The sequence below is a fragment of the Roseomonas sp. CAU 1739 genome (genome assembly GCF_039839775.1).
Lineage (GTDB): Bacteria > Pseudomonadota > Alphaproteobacteria > Acetobacterales > Acetobacteraceae > Neoroseomonas.
The window spans coordinates 1-15,739 of record NZ_JBDOQQ010000026.1 but is presented as its reverse complement, the minus strand read 5'-3'; the positions used below and the strand labels follow the sequence as shown (position 1 = coordinate 15,739).

General features: G+C 67.8%; 13 protein-coding genes and 1 pseudogene. 12 read left to right on the top strand and 2 right to left on the bottom strand.

The features are described from left to right. From AAFN86_RS27080 to AAFN86_RS27070, 3 genes are all read left to right on the top strand, one after another. Entirely contained in the window at positions 1-483 is a 483-nt protein-coding gene (locus AAFN86_RS27080; protein ID WP_347546738.1) for a (2Fe-2S)-binding protein, read from the top strand. Next, the gene (locus AAFN86_RS27075; protein ID WP_347546737.1) at positions 480-2,735 is read left to right on the top strand and encodes a xanthine dehydrogenase family protein molybdopterin-binding subunit; all 2,256 of its coding nucleotides are present in this window, start codon (positions 480-482) and stop codon (positions 2,733-2,735) included. Before AAFN86_RS27080 ends, AAFN86_RS27075 begins: the two co-directional genes overlap by 4 nt. Positions 2,736-2,796: 61 nt before the next feature. Continuing rightward, positions 2,797-3,771, top strand: a complete 975-nt coding sequence (locus AAFN86_RS27070) for a tripartite tricarboxylate transporter substrate binding protein (RefSeq protein WP_347546736.1) — start codon at positions 2,797-2,799, stop codon at positions 3,769-3,771. Here the strand turns inward: AAFN86_RS27070 and AAFN86_RS27065 are convergent. Continuing rightward, a complete protein-coding gene (locus AAFN86_RS27065) occupies positions 3,768-4,739 on the bottom strand; it encodes a tripartite tricarboxylate transporter substrate-binding protein (protein WP_347546735.1) in 972 nt (323 codons plus the stop codon). The two genes, AAFN86_RS27070 and AAFN86_RS27065, sit on opposite strands and share 4 nt — an antisense overlap. A 156-nt stretch (positions 4,740-4,895) precedes the next feature. Here AAFN86_RS27065 and AAFN86_RS27060 point away from each other — a divergent pair, with 156 nt between their 5' ends. The 9 genes from AAFN86_RS27060 to AAFN86_RS27020 are packed head-to-tail and all read left to right on the top strand — an operon-like array spanning position 4,896 to position 15,380. Beyond that, entirely contained in the window at positions 4,896-6,149 is a 1,254-nt protein-coding gene (locus AAFN86_RS27060) for a sarcosine oxidase subunit beta family protein (RefSeq protein ID WP_347546734.1), read from the top strand. Then, positions 6,150-6,422, top strand: a complete 273-nt coding sequence (locus tag AAFN86_RS27055) for a sarcosine oxidase subunit delta (protein ID WP_347546733.1) — start codon at positions 6,150-6,152, stop codon at positions 6,420-6,422. Beyond that, positions 6,419-9,355, top strand: a complete 2,937-nt coding sequence (locus AAFN86_RS27050) for a sarcosine oxidase subunit alpha family protein (protein ID WP_347546732.1) — start codon at positions 6,419-6,421, stop codon at positions 9,353-9,355. Before AAFN86_RS27055 ends, AAFN86_RS27050 begins: the two co-directional genes overlap by 4 nt. Then, on the top strand, positions 9,342-9,926 hold the full coding sequence (locus AAFN86_RS27045; protein ID WP_347546731.1) for a sarcosine oxidase subunit gamma family protein: 585 nt from the start codon (positions 9,342-9,344) through the stop codon (positions 9,924-9,926). The genes AAFN86_RS27050 and AAFN86_RS27045 overlap by 14 nt, the downstream gene beginning before the upstream one ends. Continuing rightward, positions 9,923-10,942, top strand: a complete 1,020-nt coding sequence (locus AAFN86_RS27040; protein WP_347546730.1) for an ABC transporter ATP-binding protein — start codon at positions 9,923-9,925, stop codon at positions 10,940-10,942. Before AAFN86_RS27045 ends, AAFN86_RS27040 begins: the two co-directional genes overlap by 4 nt. Further along, a complete protein-coding gene (locus AAFN86_RS27035) occupies positions 10,935-11,906 on the top strand; it encodes an oligopeptide/dipeptide ABC transporter ATP-binding protein (RefSeq protein ID WP_347546729.1) in 972 nt (323 codons plus the stop codon). The genes AAFN86_RS27040 and AAFN86_RS27035 overlap by 8 nt, the downstream gene beginning before the upstream one ends. Continuing rightward, complete coding sequence (locus AAFN86_RS27030; RefSeq protein WP_347546728.1) at positions 11,903-12,856, top strand: ABC transporter permease; 954 nt, start codon at positions 11,903-11,905, stop codon at positions 12,854-12,856. The genes AAFN86_RS27035 and AAFN86_RS27030 overlap by 4 nt, the downstream gene beginning before the upstream one ends. Then, the gene (locus AAFN86_RS27025) at positions 12,853-13,728 is read left to right on the top strand and encodes an ABC transporter permease (RefSeq protein WP_347546727.1); all 876 of its coding nucleotides are present in this window, start codon (positions 12,853-12,855) and stop codon (positions 13,726-13,728) included. The genes AAFN86_RS27030 and AAFN86_RS27025 overlap by 4 nt, the downstream gene beginning before the upstream one ends. A gap of 26 nt (positions 13,729-13,754) precedes the next feature. Next, positions 13,755-15,380, top strand: a complete 1,626-nt coding sequence (locus AAFN86_RS27020) for a peptide ABC transporter substrate-binding protein (RefSeq protein WP_347546726.1) — start codon at positions 13,755-13,757, stop codon at positions 15,378-15,380. Positions 15,381-15,550: 170 nt separating this feature from the next. On the opposite strand, the pseudogene AAFN86_RS27015 reads toward AAFN86_RS27020, so the two are convergent. Continuing rightward, positions 15,551-15,739: pseudogene (locus AAFN86_RS27015) on the bottom strand (IS110 family transposase); the annotation flags it as partial.

Genomic DNA, 15,739 nt, shown 5'->3' with positions numbered 1-15,739 from the left:
ATGTCCAAGATGCATGTCACCACGTCGATCAATGGGGAGCCGATGGAGTTCCTCTGCGATCCTTCGGCCAGCATGCTGGATGTGCTGCGCGGGCCGCTCGGCTTGACCGGCACCAAGGAAGGCTGCGGCACCGGCGATTGCGGCGCCTGTTCGATCACCGTCGATGGCCGGCTGGTCTGTTCGTGCCTGATGCTCGCTGCCGAGGCCGAGGGGCATGAGATCGCGACCATCGAAGGCATGGCCCATGGCGAGACGCTGCATCCGCTGCAGCAGAAGTTCCTGGAGATGGCCGCGCTGCAATGCGGCATCTGCACGCCGGGCGTGCTGATGGCGGCGCGCTCGCTGCTCGAGAAGAACCCCGATCCGACCGAGCATGAGGTGCGCTTCTACCTGGCGGGCAATCTCTGCCGCTGCACCGGCTACGACAAGATCGTGCGCGCCGTCATGGAGACGGCCGCTGACATGAGGGAGGCCGCGCGATGAACGACATGTCCAACAAGTGGATCGGTGCCCGCACGATCCGCCCCGACGGTGCCGACAAGGTCACCGGCCGCGCCGCCTATGCCGCCGACAACAGCGTGTCCGGCATGATCTGGGGCAAGGTTCTGCGCAGCCCGCACGCGCATGCGGTCATCAGGTCGATCGACACCTCCAAGGCCGAGGCGCTGCCCGGCGTGAAGGCCGTGGTCACGGCGAAGGACCTGGTGGACTTCCCGATCGACAAGTCCGTGATGCTCGGCATCCAGGACATGCGCTGGATGGCGCGCAACATCCTGGCGAAGGAAAAGGCGCTGTTCCACGGCCATCCGGTCGCCGCAGTCGCCGCCATCAGCGAGGATGTGGCCGCCGAGGCCTGCAAGCTGATCGTCGTGGACTACGAGGTGCTGCCGCACGCGATCGAGATCGAAGACGCCATCAAGCCCGACGCGCCGATCCTGCACGACTGGGTGCGGCATGAGGGCAAGCCGTCCAACATCGCCGGCACCATGGTGCTGAAGACCGGCGATGTGGAGAAGGGCTTCGCCGAGGCCGACATCATCGTCGAGCGCACCTTCACCTCCCGCCCGGTCCACCAGGGCTACATCGAACCGCACGCCTGCACGGTGTCCTATGCGGCGGATGGGCGGGTGACGATCTGGTCGTCCTCGCAGGGCCAGTTCATGGTCCGGGCGATGACCTCGCTGCTGACGGACATCCCGCAGAGCAACATCCGCGCCTTCCCGGCCGAGATCGGTGGCGGCTTCGGCGGCAAGACCATCGTCTATCTCGAGCCTGTCGCGGTGATGCTGTCCAAGAAGTCGGGCCGCCCGGTGAAGATCGTGATGTCGCGCGATGATGTGATGCGCGCGACCGGCCCGGCGCCGGGTTCGCTGTCCACCGTCAAGATCGGCGCGAAGAAGGACGGGACGCTGGTTGCAGCGCAAGGGACCTTCTACCTGCAGGCCGGCGGGCTGCCGGGTTCGCCGCTGCGCGGGCCGGTGGGGTGTTCCTTCGCCGCCTATGCGATCCCGAACATCCTGTCGACCGGCTATGACGTGGTGTCGAACCGTTCGAAGGTCGCGGCCTATCGGGCGCCCGGCGCGCCGCTCGGCGCCTTCGCGACCGAATGCGTGCTGGACGAGATCGCCGAGAAGCTTGGCCTCGATCCGCTCGACATGCGCATCCGCAACAGCACCAAGCCGGGCGACAAGGCGATCTACGGGCCGGTCTTCGGTGACGTCACCTTCATCGAGACGGTGGACGCCATCCGCAAGCACCCGCACTACAAGGCGCCGCTCGACAAGAATCCCGCGCCGGGCGTGAAGCGCGGCCGCGGCGTCGCCTCCGGCTTCTGGTACAATGCCGGCGGCGAATCCTCCGTCCAGGTGAATATCACCGAGGACGGCAACGTCGTTGTCACCACCGGCCATCCGGATGTCGGCGGCAGCCGTGCGTCCATCGCCAACGTCGTCGCGGAGCTGCTCGGCATCGAGCATTCGCGCGTCAACGTCATCATCGGCGACACGCAGACCATCGGCTTCTCGAACCTCACGGGCGGCAGCCGCGTGACCTTCGCTTCCGCGATGGTGGCGACGGCGTCCTGCGAGAAGGTGATCGGCCAGCTGAAGGATCGCGCGGCGAAGATCTGGAAGATCGATGCCGAGGCGGTGAAGTGGGAAGACGGCATGGCCCTGCCGGCCGGCGACAATGCGGGCAAGTTCCCGCCACTGAGCCTCAAGGATCTCGCCGCCAAGGCGAACGAGATGGGCGGGCCGATCGGCACCCAGGTCCAGCTCAACACCACCGGCGCCGATCCCGGCTTCGCCACGCATTGCGTGGATGTCGAGGTGGACGTCGATCTCGGCATTGTCCGTGTGCTGCGCTACACCGCCGCGCAGGATGTCGGGCGCGCGCTGCACCCCGGCTATGTCGAAGGGCAGATCCAGGGTGGCGTGGTGCAGGGCATCGGCTGGGCATTGTCGGAGGAATATCTCTACGACAAGAACGGCCGCGTCGATAACGCCGGCTTCCTCGACTATCGCATGCCGGTCTGCTCCGACGTGCCGATGATCGAGGCGCTGGTCATCGAGATCCCGAACTCCAAGCACCCGCAGGGCGTGCGCGGCGTGGGCGAGGCACCGATCGTGCCGCCGCTCGCGGCGATCGCCAATGCCGTCCATGACGCGCTTGGCAAGCGCTTCTACGCGCTGCCGATGTCGCCGCCGCGGGTGACCGAGCGGCTCGAGCAGGCCTGAAACAGGCCCGGCCGGGATGCCAGGACGCATCCCGGCCGGTATGTTTCGGGGGGAAGGCACCATGAAGCGCAGGGAATTGCTGGCGGCCGGGGGCGCAGCGCTGCTGGCGTCGCCGGCGACTGCGGCGGATTGGCGCGCATCCCAGCCCATGCGCGTGCTGGTGGCCGCCGCGCCGGGCGGTACGCTCGACATCCATGCCCGTGCCGCGCAGGGTCCGCTGACGGCGCTGCTCGGTCAGTCAGTGATCGTCGAAAATCAGGGCGGCGGTGCCGGTCGCGTGGCGGCCCTGCAGATGGGTCGCGCCGCACCGGATGGACACAACATGCTCGTTGCCTCCGGCGACGGGCTTGTGTTGCAGGATATCCTGGCCGGCGCGCGCCACGGCAAGGCGCGGCCGAACCTGCGTGCCGTGACCATGACGGTCAGCGCGGCGCAGCTGCTGGTGACCCATCCGCGTTCGGGCATCACCGACGTGCAGGGATACTTTGCCGCGCTTCGGTCGCGCGGGGACCGCGTGACGCTGGCCGTGCCAGGCATCGGCGGCATCGCGCACATCATCAGCGAGATGGTCAATCGCGAGCTTGGCGTCAGCGTGACGCATGTGCCCTATCGTGGCGGCGGGCCGGCGACTCTGGATCTGCTGGCCGGCCAGGTCGATGCGATGATCATCACCCTGCCGGCGGTGACGACGCATGTGCGGGAAGGTCGCCTGATCCCGCTTGCAGTCTCGACGCGCGAACGCGATCCGGCGATGCCGGACGTGCCGTCCTACAGTGAATCTGTCGCACCAGGCTTCGATGTGCCGAGCACGCAAGGCGTCCTGGTCCCCGCAGGCACCCCGGACGCTGCTGTCGCTGCGCTGGAGGAGGCGTGGCGTATCGCACTGGCCGAAGCGGTGGTGCGTGACCGTCTCCAGGCGCTCGGCTTCGTCATCCGCGCCACGACCTCGCAGGCCTTCGAAGCGAATCTCGCCAACTCCGAGACCCGCTTCGCGCAGGTGATCGCCGCAGCCGGGATCCGCGGCGACGACGGCTAATCCGCGTAGGCGCCGGCAGCCTGGATGATGGGGCGCCAGCGCTCGATCTCCTCCAGGTGGTAGCGGCGATGGAAGGCGATGCTGGCGCGTTCCGGCGTTGCGGTATCGGTCTGCAATTCGGCGAAGCGGGCGCGTAGCCGCTCATCCTGCAGGGCTGCGACCAGCGCGGCGTTGATGCGCTGCTGGATCGCCTCCGGCGTGCCGGCCGGGGCGAACAGCCCATGCCAGGTGCTCATGGCGATGATCGGCGCACCGGACTCGGCGGTGGTCGGGATGGTCGGCAGCCCCGCCAACCGGGCCGGGCTGGTCACCGCGAAAGCGCGGACACGATTCTCGCGGATGAAGGGCGCGGTGTTGGTCGCCTGGTCGCACAGCAGGTCAAGGCGCCCGGCCATCAGTTCCGTGATCGCCGGGGCCGTGCCGCGGAAGGCGACGATGGTCATCCGGCTCTGCGCCTGCTGCTGCATCAGCAGGGCACACAGATTGGCTGCCGAGGCGAGGCCCGCCGTGCCGATGTTCAGGGCTTCCCCACGGCGATTGATGTCGGCAAGCAGGCCGCGCATGTCCTCGGCCGGATACTCGGGGCGCGCGATGATGGTCATCGCGGCATCGGACACCAGGCCGAGCGGCGCGAAGGCGGTCGCGGTATCGAAGGACAGCCGGCGGAACAGCGTGGCGCCGGCGGCGAGGCCCACATTCGACATCAGCAGCGTGTAGCCGTCGGGTCGTGCCTGAGCGACGCGCTGCGCGCCGACATTGGCGGGTGGCGTATTCTCCACCACCACGGGCTGCGGCAAGTGGCGCGCCATGGCCTCGGCCACGATACGGGAAATAACATCGGTCGGCCCGCCGGCCGCAGCGCCCGCGACGATGGCGATCGGGCGATCGGGATATGTCTGCGCCTGGGTCGCGAACGGCGCGAGGGCAAATGCGGCGGCGCAGAACAGCCCCCTGCGGAATGCGGTCATCCTTGTTCCTCCCGGCGCGGATGCCTCAAGGGCATCGCGTTCCTGCTTCCATTGAGGGCATCCTTGCCGGAAATGCGCAGCGCGTCACCCCTCACTGTCTTGCCAGCGGCGAATTCACGACCCTAACGTTGAGCCGGCCATGATCGAAGGATCCCGATGGCAGGGTACTCGGCGCTACGCATTCTTGGTGAGGGGCTCCGCGGCAACAGCGGCTGGAAGCCTGCCTGGCGCAAGGCGGCGCCGAAGCCGGCCTATGACGTCATCGTCGTCGGCGGGGGCGGGCATGGCCTCGCCACCGCCTTCTACCTGGCGGAGGTGCATGGCATCCGCAACGTCGCCGTGCTGGAGCGCGGGCTGATCGGCCAGGGCAATACCGGGCGCAACACGACCATCGTGCGGTCGAACTACATGCTGCCCGAGAACAACAACTTCTACGAGCACTCGCTGAAGCTGTGGGAGGGGTTGGAGCAGTCGCTCGGCTACAACGTGATGATGAGCCAGCGCGGCGTCATCAACCTGTTCCACAACGATGCGCAGCGCAATGCGGCCATGCGGCGCGGCAATTCCATGCGACTGAACGGCATCGATGCCGAGTTGCTGGATCGCGACGGCGTGAAGGCGATGTGCCCGATCGTCGATCTCGACAACGGGCGATACCCGGTGATGGGCGGACTGCTGCAACGGCGCGGCGGCACGGCGCGGCATGATGCGGTGGCCTGGGGCTTCGCCCATGCGGCGGATGCGCGCGGTGTCGACATCATCGAGCATTGCGAAGTCACCGGCATGATCGTGGAAGGTGGTGCCATCCACGGCGTGCGCACGACGCGCGGCGAGATCCGCGCGCCGAAGGTCGGGCTGGCCGTCGCCGGCAGCACGAGCACGCTGACGACCATGGCCGGCTTCGACGTGCCGATCGAGACGCATCTCCTCCAGGCCTTCGTCAGTGAGGGGCTGAAGCCGCTGATCGACTGCGTCGTTACCTTCGGTGCCGGGCACTTCTATGTCAGCCAGTCGGACAAGGGCGGATTGGTCTTCGGCGGCGGGCTGGATGGATACCCGTCCTATGGCCAGCGCGGCACGCTGCGGGAAGCCGAACACGTCTACGCCGCCGGTGTCAGCATGATCCCGGCACTCGGCCGGCTGCGCGGATTGCGGTCCTGGGCCGGGGTGATGGACATGACGCCGGACGGGTCCTTCTACATCTGCAAGACGCCGGTGCAGGGGCTCTATATGACCGCTGGCTGGTGCTATGGCGGGTTCAAGGCGACGCCGGGGTCGGGCTGGTGCCACGCCTGGACCATCGCGAAGGATGAGCCGCACCGGCTCAACGCCGCACATACGCTGGACCGTTTCCGCGAGGGCCGCATGCTCGACGAACGGGGCAACGGCCCCTTCTTCTGGGCGCAGTAGATGCGCATTCCGTGCCCCCATTGCGGCCCGCGCGACGAGGTCGAGTTCACCTATCGCGGCGATGCAACGGTGACCCGCCCGGGGCCCGACGCGGGCGTCGACGCCTTCCACGACTACCTGTACCTGCGCGCCAATCCGCGGGGCTGGCAGGTGGAATGGTGGCAGCACAACAGCGGCTGCCGCGCATTCCTCAAGGTGTTGCGCCACACCGTGACGCATGAGATCCGCGCCGTCGCCACCGCGACGGAGACGCTGGAGGTGCCGCAGGCATGACGCAGCCGCACCGCCTTGCCGCCGGCGGCCATGTCGATCGCGCGACCCGGCTGGCCTTCACCTTCGATGGTCGTCGCCTGGAAGGGCATGCCGGCGACACGCTCGCTTCGGCGCTGCTCGCCAATGGGGAGCGGCTGGTCGGCCGATCCTTCAAGTACCACCGACCGCGCGGCATTTTCTCCGCCGGCGTCGAGGAGCCGAACGCTCTGGTCGACTTGCGCGAAGGCGCGCGGCGCGAACCCAACACCCGCGCGACGGTGGCCGAACTGTTCGATGGGCTGAGCGCGACCAGCCAGAACCGGCGCGGTTCGCTCGCCTTCGACTGGATGTCGGTGAACGGGCTGCTGTCGCCCTGGCTCGGCGCGGGCTTCTACTACAAGACCTTCATGTGGCCCGCCGCCTTCTGGGAGCGGGTCTATGAACCGATGATCCGCAAGGCCGCGGGTCTCGGCAGCGCATCTGGCCTGCCTGATCCGGATCACTACGAAGCGGCGCACGCCCATTGCGACGTGCTGGTGGTCGGCGCCGGCGCGGCGGGGCTGGCGGCTGCGCGGGCGGCGGGAGCGACCGGCGCGCGGGTGATCCTGGCGGAGCAGGATTTCCTGTTGGGCGGCGACCTGTTGAATGAACCGGGCCTCGATGCCTGGCGACGTGAGACCATCGCGGCGCTGGATGCCATGCCGGACGTGACGGTGATGCCGCGCACCACCGTCTTCGGCTTCTACGACCAGGGCGTGCTGGGCGCGATGGAACGCACCGCGGACCACCTGCCGCAGCCGCCACCGCATACGCCGCGCCAGCGATACTGGACGATCCGTGCGAAGGAAGTGGTGCTCGCCACCGGCGCGCATGAACGATTGATCGCATTCCCCGGCAATGACCGCCCAGGCGTCATGCTGGCTGGCGCTGCCCGCACATATGTCCGCCGCTATGGCGTGCGGGCGGGGGAAGCGGCCGCGCTCTTCGCGACGCATGACGGCGCCTATGATTCCGCCTTCGCGCTGGCCGAAACGGGTGCACGGATCGCCGCCATCATCGACCCGCGTCGTGACAGCCCGGCGATGCAGCGCGCGCGAGAGGCCGGCTTCACCGTCAAGTCCGGCAGCGTGGTCAGCGGCACGGTGGGCGGCAACGCCTTGCGTGGCATCGCCATTGGCGCGGCGGGCAGCGGCGGGCGGAACGATGCCGTGCCTGTCGATCTGCTGATGATCTCCGGCGGCTGGAATCCGGCGGTGCATCTCGCCTCCATGTCGGGCGCGACGCTTGCCTGGGATGAGGCGTTGCACACCTTCATCCCGCGCATGCCGGTGCAGCGCGAACGCAGCGCCGGCGCCTGCCGTGGCGTGAACGGGATCGGCGCCGCGGCGGCGGATGGCGCGGCCGCAGGGCGTGACGCGGCCGTCGCCGCAGGCTTCACGGCGGCACCGGATGTCGCGCTGCCGGAGACCGCCGCGCCCGACCATCGCCCGCATCCGGTTTGGGAGGTGAAGGGTGGCGGCAAGGCGTTCGTTGACCTCCAGGACGACGTCACCGCGAATGACATACGGCTCGCCCATCGCGAGGGCTTCAGCCATATCGAGCACGCCAAGCGCTACACCACCCACGCCATGGGCACGGACCAGGGCAAGACTGGCGGCATCGTCGGCGCGGCGGTGCTCGCCGAGGCACGGGGCGAACCCGTCGCCAAGGTCGGCTTGCCACGCTTCCGCCCCTACACGGCGCCGATCACCTGGGGTGCCATGGCGGGCGGTGAGGTCGGCCAGCATTTCCAACCCGTGCGTCGGACCTCGCTGCACGCGACCCACGATGCCCACGGCACCGTCTGGATGGATGCCGGCATCTGGAAGCGGCCGGCCTATTACCCGAAGCCCGAGGACGTCGATGCCTGGGCCAGCGTGAAGCGTGAGGCGCGTGCGGTGCGCGACCGTGTGGGCATCTGCGATGTCTCGACGCTCGGCAAGATCGCGGTGGAGGGGCCGGGTGCGGCGACTTTCCTCGATCGCGTCTATGCCAACACCTTCTCCACGCTGCCGGTCGGGCGTGCGCGCTACGGGCTGATGCTGCGGGAGGATGGCATCGTGTTCGACGACGGCACGACCAGCCGCATCGGGCCCGAGCGCTTCTTCGTCACCACCACCACGGCGCAGGCCGGGCCGGTGATGCAGCATCTGGAATTCCACCTGGCCAGCGCCTGGCCGGACCTCGACGTCAGCCTCGCCAGCGTGACGGACCAATGGGCAGCGATCGCGATCGCCGGACCGAAGGCGCGTGACGTCATTGCCGGGATCGTGCAAGGCATCGACCTGTCGAACGATGCCTTCCCCTTCATGGCCGTGGCCGACTGCGTCGCTGCGGGCGTGAAAGCGCGGCTGTTCCGGATCTCCTTCTCCGGTGAGTTGGCCTACGAGATCGCCATGCCCGCCGGCTACGCCGCGCATGTCTGGCAGGCCGCCATGGCGGCAGGCGCTGCGCACGGCATCGAACCTTATGGCGTCGAAGCACTTGGCCTGTTGCGCATCGAGAAAGGGCATGTCGCGGGGTCTGAACTGAATGGCCAGACCACCGCACATGACCTCGGCCTGGGGCGCATGCTCAAGAAGAAGGGCGACTTCATCGGCCGCGTCCTGGCGCAGCGCCCCGGCCTGACCGATCCGTCGCGCCCCCGGCTGGTCGGGTTACGCAGCGCCGATCCCGAAAGGCAGATACGTGCCGGATCGCATCTTCTGGTGGATGGCACCGATCAGGGCTGGATCACCAGTGCGACGCAATCCGTCGTGGATCCGGGCTGGATCGGCCTCGGCATGTTGCGCGAGGGTGAAGCGCGCATCGGCAGCACGATCCTCGCGGCCAATCCGTTGCTGGGCGAGGAGGTGCCGGTAAGGGTCGTCTCCCCACATGGTTATGATCCGGAGAACCTCCGTGTCCGCGCCTGAACCGATGCATCCGCTCGCCGCAATCGCCATGCCGGGGCTGCGCGGCGCCGCGGGCCCCCAATCGCTGCGCGTCAGCCTGCCGCGACGCGACATCGTGCAGTTGATGGTTCGGCGTGGCGCCGACGCCGCTTTCGCCGCTGCCATGGTGCAGGCCTTCGGTACGGCGCCCCCCGCACCGAGCCATGCGACGACAGGCGGTGCGGTCACCATCATCTGGGTCCAGCCCGGTGCCTATCTGCTGACCGCGGCGGAACCTGGCCTTGCCGACCGCGCCGCCGTGGCCTTCGCCGGCCTCGCCGCCGTCGAGGACCAGAGCCACGGCCGCACCACCATTACCATCGCCGGCCCTCCCGCACGGGAGGTCCTGGCGCGCGGCTGCCGCATCGACCTGCATCCGCGCGTCTTCGGCCCCGGTCGCGCCGCCAGCACGACCATCGCTCAGATCGGCTGTCTGCTGCATCAGACCGACGACGCGCCGAGCTTTGACCTCACCGTCTTCTCGACATTGGCGGAACCGTTCTTCCATTGGCTGCTTGAAGCCGGCGCCGGTTCTGGCCTGGTGATCTCGTGAGTGACGCGGCGACCCTCCCGGACCATAGGGGGGCGGCCGTCGGGACACCGCTGCTGAGCGTCCGCGACCTGACACTGCACATTCCGGTGCCGCCGCATGTGCTGCGCGCGGTGGACGGCATCTCCTTCGATCTGCATCGCGGCGAGACGCTAGGCCTGGTGGGTGAGAGCGGCAGCGGCAAGACGTTGACGGCTCTGACGCTGATGCGCCTGCTGGAACCACCGCTGGACCACCTGCCGCGGGGCGAAGTGCTGCTTGATGGCACGGACCTGATGCGGCTGACCGAATCACAGATGTCCGCCCTGCGCGGCCACGCGATCTCGATGGTCTTCCAGGAACCGATGACCTCGCTGAACCCGGTGATGACGGTGGGGCGGCAGATCGCCGAGCCCCTGATCCGCCATCTTGGCTTGCCGTCGCGGGCCGCCGCGGCGCGGGCGGAGGAGATGCTGCGCCTGGTCGGCATCCCCGACCCGGCGCGGGTGGCGCGCGCCTATCCGCATCTGCTGTCGGGGGGGATGCGGCAACGCGCGATGATCGCCATTGCGCTCGCCTGTCGCCCGTTGGTTGTGGTTGCGGATGAGCCGACCACCGCGCTTGATGTCACGGTGCAGGCGCAGATCCTGGAACTGCTTGCCGAATTGCAGCGGGAGATGGGCAGCGCCATCCTGCTGATCACCCACGACCTGGCCGTGATTGCCGAGACGGCGCACCGCGTCGCGGTGATGTATGCCGGGCGGATCGTCGAGGAAGCGCCCGTTGCCGCGCTGTTCGCTGCGCCGCGTCACCCCTATGCGCGCGGGCTGCTCGCCTCCATCCCGCGCATTGAGCGCACGCCGTCGCCGACCTTGCCGGAAATTCCTGGGATGGTGCCCGGCCCGGCCGACCGCCCGATCGGTTGCGCCTTCATGCCGCGCTGCGGCCGTGCCATTTCCGGCTGTGCGGCCGAGCCGCCCCCGCTGGCCGAGATCACGCCGGGCCATCGCGTCGCCTGCTGGAATCCCGTCCATGGCTGAACCGCTGCTCCGGGTCGCGGGCCTTGAAGTCCATTTCCCCATCCGCTCCGCCCTGCTGCGCCGGCGCACAGGAACGGTGCGCGCGGTGGATGGCGTGGACCTCGAAGTGGCGCGCGGGGAGACGCTGGCGCTGGTCGGTGAAAGCGGCTGCGGCAAGACCACCACGGGCAAGGCGATCCTGCGCCTGGTCGAACCAACCGCCGGGTCGATCCGCTTCGGCGGAGAAGACATCGCGAAGCATACGCCGCGCGCGCTCGCACCGTTTCGACGGCGCATGCAGATCGTCTTCCAGGACCCCTATGCCAGCCTCAACCCACGGATGAGCGTGGGCGGCATCCTCGCCGCGCCCTTCGAGATCCATCGCATCGGCGACGCGAAGGACCGTCCCGACCGCGTCGCCGAATTGCTGCGCACCGTGGGCCTGCCGCCTGAAGCCGCCCGACGCTACCCGCACGAATTCAGTGGCGGCCAGCGCCAGCGCATCGGCATTGCGCGCGCGCTCGCGCTGCGGCCGGAACTGGTGATCGGCGATGAGCCGGTCAGCGCGCTCGACGTCTCCATCCAGGCGCAGATCATCAACCTGATGAAGCGGCTCCAGGCGGAACTCGGGCTCGCCTATATCATGATCTCGCACAACCTTGCCGTGGTCAGCCATGTCGCGGATCGGGTGGCGGTGATGTATCTCGGCCGGGTGGTGGAAACCGCGCCGCGCGAGGCGCTGTTCTTCAATGCGCGGCATCCCTACACCCAGGCGCTGCTGTCCGCGGTGCCGGAACCGGTGCCGGGTCGCCGCCGCGCGCGCCAGGTGCCGCAGGGCGACGTGCCGAGCCCCGCGCGCCCGCCGAGTGGCTGCCATTTCCATCCGCGCTGTCCGATGGCGATCGCGCGTTGCGGGCAGGAAGCGCCGGCATCGCGCATCATCGCACCGGGCCATGCGGTGGCCTGCCATCTGGTGACGCCATGATCGGCTTCGTCGCGCGCCGCCTGTTGCAGGCGATCCCGCTGCTGATCGGCGTGTCGGTGATCGGCTTCGGACTGATGCATCTCGCGCCGGGCGGGCCGCTCGCCATCTACACGCTGAACCCGACGATCCAGGTGCAGGATATCGAGCGCATCAAGATCATTTTCGGCCTCGATCAGCCGTTGCACATCCAGTACGTCAAATGGGCGTCAGGCATCTTTTCCGGCAATTGGGGCTATACCTTCTTCGGCGGGCGGCCCGTGCTGGACGTGATCCTGGAACGGCTGCCGGCGACGCTTCTGCTGATGGGCTCGGCGCTGTCGGTGGCCATCGTGCTCGGGTTGTCGGTCGGCGTGCTCGGCGCGGTGAAGCGGTATTCGGTGTTCGACGTGCTGGCGACGACCGGCGCGCTGTTCGCACTGTCCTTCCCGACCTTCTGGTTCGGGCTGATGGCGATCTTCATCTTCGCCATCGAATTGCGTTGGTTGCCGTCGGGCGGCATGTGGGAATTGGGGGAGGAAGGCAACATCCTGTCCCTGCTGCGCCACCTGATACTGCCGACCATGGTGCTGGCGCTGGTCATCACCGCGACCTGGAGCCGCTATTCGCGCTCCGCCTTCCTCGAGGTGATGCATCAGGATTTCATGCGCACCGCGCGCGCCAAGGGTGTGCCGCCGGCCGCGCGGCTGCTGCGCCATGCCTTCCCCAACGCCGCCAAGCCGCTGATCGCGCTGCTGGGTGTGGAACTGCCCTTCCTGTTCTCCGGCGCGCTGGTGACCGAGACCATCTTTGGCTGGCCCGGCATGGGGCGGCTGTTCGTCGATGCGCTGAACATGAAGGAGTATCCGGTGCTGATGGGGATGATGATGTTCACCGCCATCTTCGTCATCGTCGGCAATCTGCTCGCGGACATCGCCATCGCCGCGGTCGATCCACGGGTGCGGCTGTCATGAGCGCGACCGCCGCCGCGCCGCAAGGGCAGGCCGGGCGCATCTGGTCGCGCTTCCGCCATCATCGGCTGGCGCTGGCCGGCGGCTTCGTGGTGGCGCTGCTGCTGGCCTCGGCGCTGTTCGCGCCCATGCTCGCGCCGCAGGACCCGACACTGCTGGAAACCGGGCTCCGCTTCCGGCCACCCTTCGCCGATTGGCGCTTCCCGCTGGGGACGGACGAGCTCGGCCGTGATACGCTGTCGCGCCTGCTCTATGGCGGCCGGGTCTCGCTGACGGTCGGCCTGGTGGCGATGATCACCACGGTGATGACCGGCGCGCTGATCGGCATCACCGCGGGGTTCATCGGCGGCCTGGTCGATACCGCGCTGATGCGCTTCGTCGACACCATGCTGTGCTTCCCGCAGGTCTTCCTGCTGCTGGTGGTCGCCGCCTTCGTGCCGCCGACGCTGCTGTCCATCTCACTGATCATCGGCCTGACATCCTGGATGGAGGTCAGCCGCATCGTGCGCGCCGAGATCCTGCATCTGAAGGAACAGGATTTCGTCGCGGCCGCGCGCGCGCTCGGTGCATCCCGGGCGCGCATCATGTTTCGCGAATTGCTGCCCAATGCCGCCGCGCCGATCCTGGTGGCAGCGACGCTGAAGGTCGCCTCCGCCGTGCTGATGGAGAGCTACATCTCCTATCTCGGCTACGGCGTGCAGCCGCCGCTTGCCTCCTGGGGCAATATGCTCACCAACGCGCAGGGGTATTTCGACACCGTGCCCTGGCTGGCGATCCTGCCCGGTGCGGCGATCACCCTGACCGTGATGGGCTTCAACTTCCTGGGCGATGGGCTGCGCGATGCGCTCGACCCACGCCTGCGCATGGATCCGTAATCAACGACAAGAAGGAGGCTCGCGACATGACCATCAGGATCACCCGCCGCGGCGTGCTGGCCGGTTCCGCCGGTGCCGCGACGATGCTCGCCGCGCCCACCGTCTGGGGGCAGTCGATCAATCGCGACCGCATCATCCTTGCGATGACGCAGGAACCGGTGCAGTTCAACCCGCTGCTGTATGTGAATGCCGGCACCGAGAACGTGCCCGAGGCGTGCATCTTCGATGCGCTGTGGGACGTGAACGACAAGGGCGATTTCATACCGAACCTGGCGGTCCAGGTGCCGTCGCGGCAGAATGGCGGCATCTCCGCGGACGGCCTGACCTGGACGGTCAACCTGAAGCGCGATGTGAAATGGTCCGACGGCCAGCCCTTCACCGCCAAGGATGTCGAGTTCACCTACCAGACCATCATGAACCCGGCGGTCGCGGTGCGCAGCCGGTCGGGCTTCGACCTGATCAAGGCCTTCCGCGTGAAGGACGACTTCACGATCGAGATGGAGCTGTCGCGTCCCTTCCTGCCCTTCCTCTGGGCATGGCAGAACATGCACATCGTCCCGCAGCACATCCTGGGGCGCGAGGCGAACATCCAGACCGCGGCCTTCAACAGCCAGCCGATCGGCACCGGCGCCTACATCCTGCGCACTCGCACCGCCGGCAGTCACATGATCTATGAGCGCAACCCGAACTATCATCGTGGCCCGGCCAAGGTGCGGCAGTTCATCCACAAATTCGTACCGGACCAGATGGCGGCCTATGGCCAGGCGCGGACAGGGGAGGTGGACTACTTCGCACTCGGTGGCGTGCCGCCCGATCGATTTACGGAAGCGCGCGCCTTCCCCGATCGCGACTTCCTGCTCAATCCGACGCCCAACGTGCAGTTCATCTACTACAATTGCGGTAGACCTCAGTTCGCCGATGCGCGCGTCCGCAAGGCGCTCACCATGGCGACGCAGATGCAGAAGTCGATTGACGACATCTACTTCGGCACCTGGCCGCGCACGCTGTCCTACCTGCAGCCGACGCATTGGGCCTACAATCGCGACCTGCGCGACTACACCAACGATGCGGCCGGTGCCGAGCGCCTGCTGGACGAAGCCGGCTGGCGCAAGGGCGCGGACGGAATCCGCGCCAAGGACGGCGTGCAGCTGAAATTCACCATGTCCACCACCGCGGGCAATGTCGCGCGCCAGGGCTGCCAGGCGCTGTTCCAGCAGAACTGGAAGGCGATCGGCGTGGAGATGGAAATCCGCAACATGCCGGCCTCGGTCGTGTGGGGCGAATACACCACGCAGTCTCGCTTCGACACGCTGCTGGTCGCCTGGGATCCGACCGTCGGCCTCGATCCCGACTACACCGCGCGCTGTCATTCGAAGATGATCCCCGTGAAGCACCGCCAGGGATCGAACTACGTGCAGTACGAGAATGCGGAGGTCGATCGCCTGCTCGAACTCGGCGTGACGCAGACCGAGCAGGCGGACCGCATCACCACCTACAAGCAGATCCAGGCCATCCTGCATGAGGAGGTGCCCTTCGCCGCGCAGGGCGGGTCGGTGCAGGGGCATCTGAAGCGCAAGCAATTGCAGGGTCCGACTCCGAACCAGTACGTCACGGACATCACGTGGAACGTCTACGATTGGGCCTGGACATGAGCGTGATGACCGCAGGTGGGCAGGCGCCGAAGGTCTGAATCACGCGATAAACCCGGCGCATCATGCCAACGGCACGAGCGATTGACTCGTGCCGAGGCCGCGAAGGCGGCCCGCCGGTCATCTAGCGAAAGCCTGGAAAACCGGAGCGACCGTCTTGTTTGACAAGCGTGTCATAGGGGGCTCCGCCAGGGTGTCCTGGTGTGCAGGATGGCGTTGAGGATGGTGAGGAGCCGGCGGGCGCAGGCGATCAGGGCGAGTTTCTTGGGACGCCCCTTCAGCACAAGGCCGTCGTAGACGGCCTGGAGAACAGGGTTGCGCCTGACGCCGACGAGCGTGGCCATGTAGAGCGCGTTGCGCAC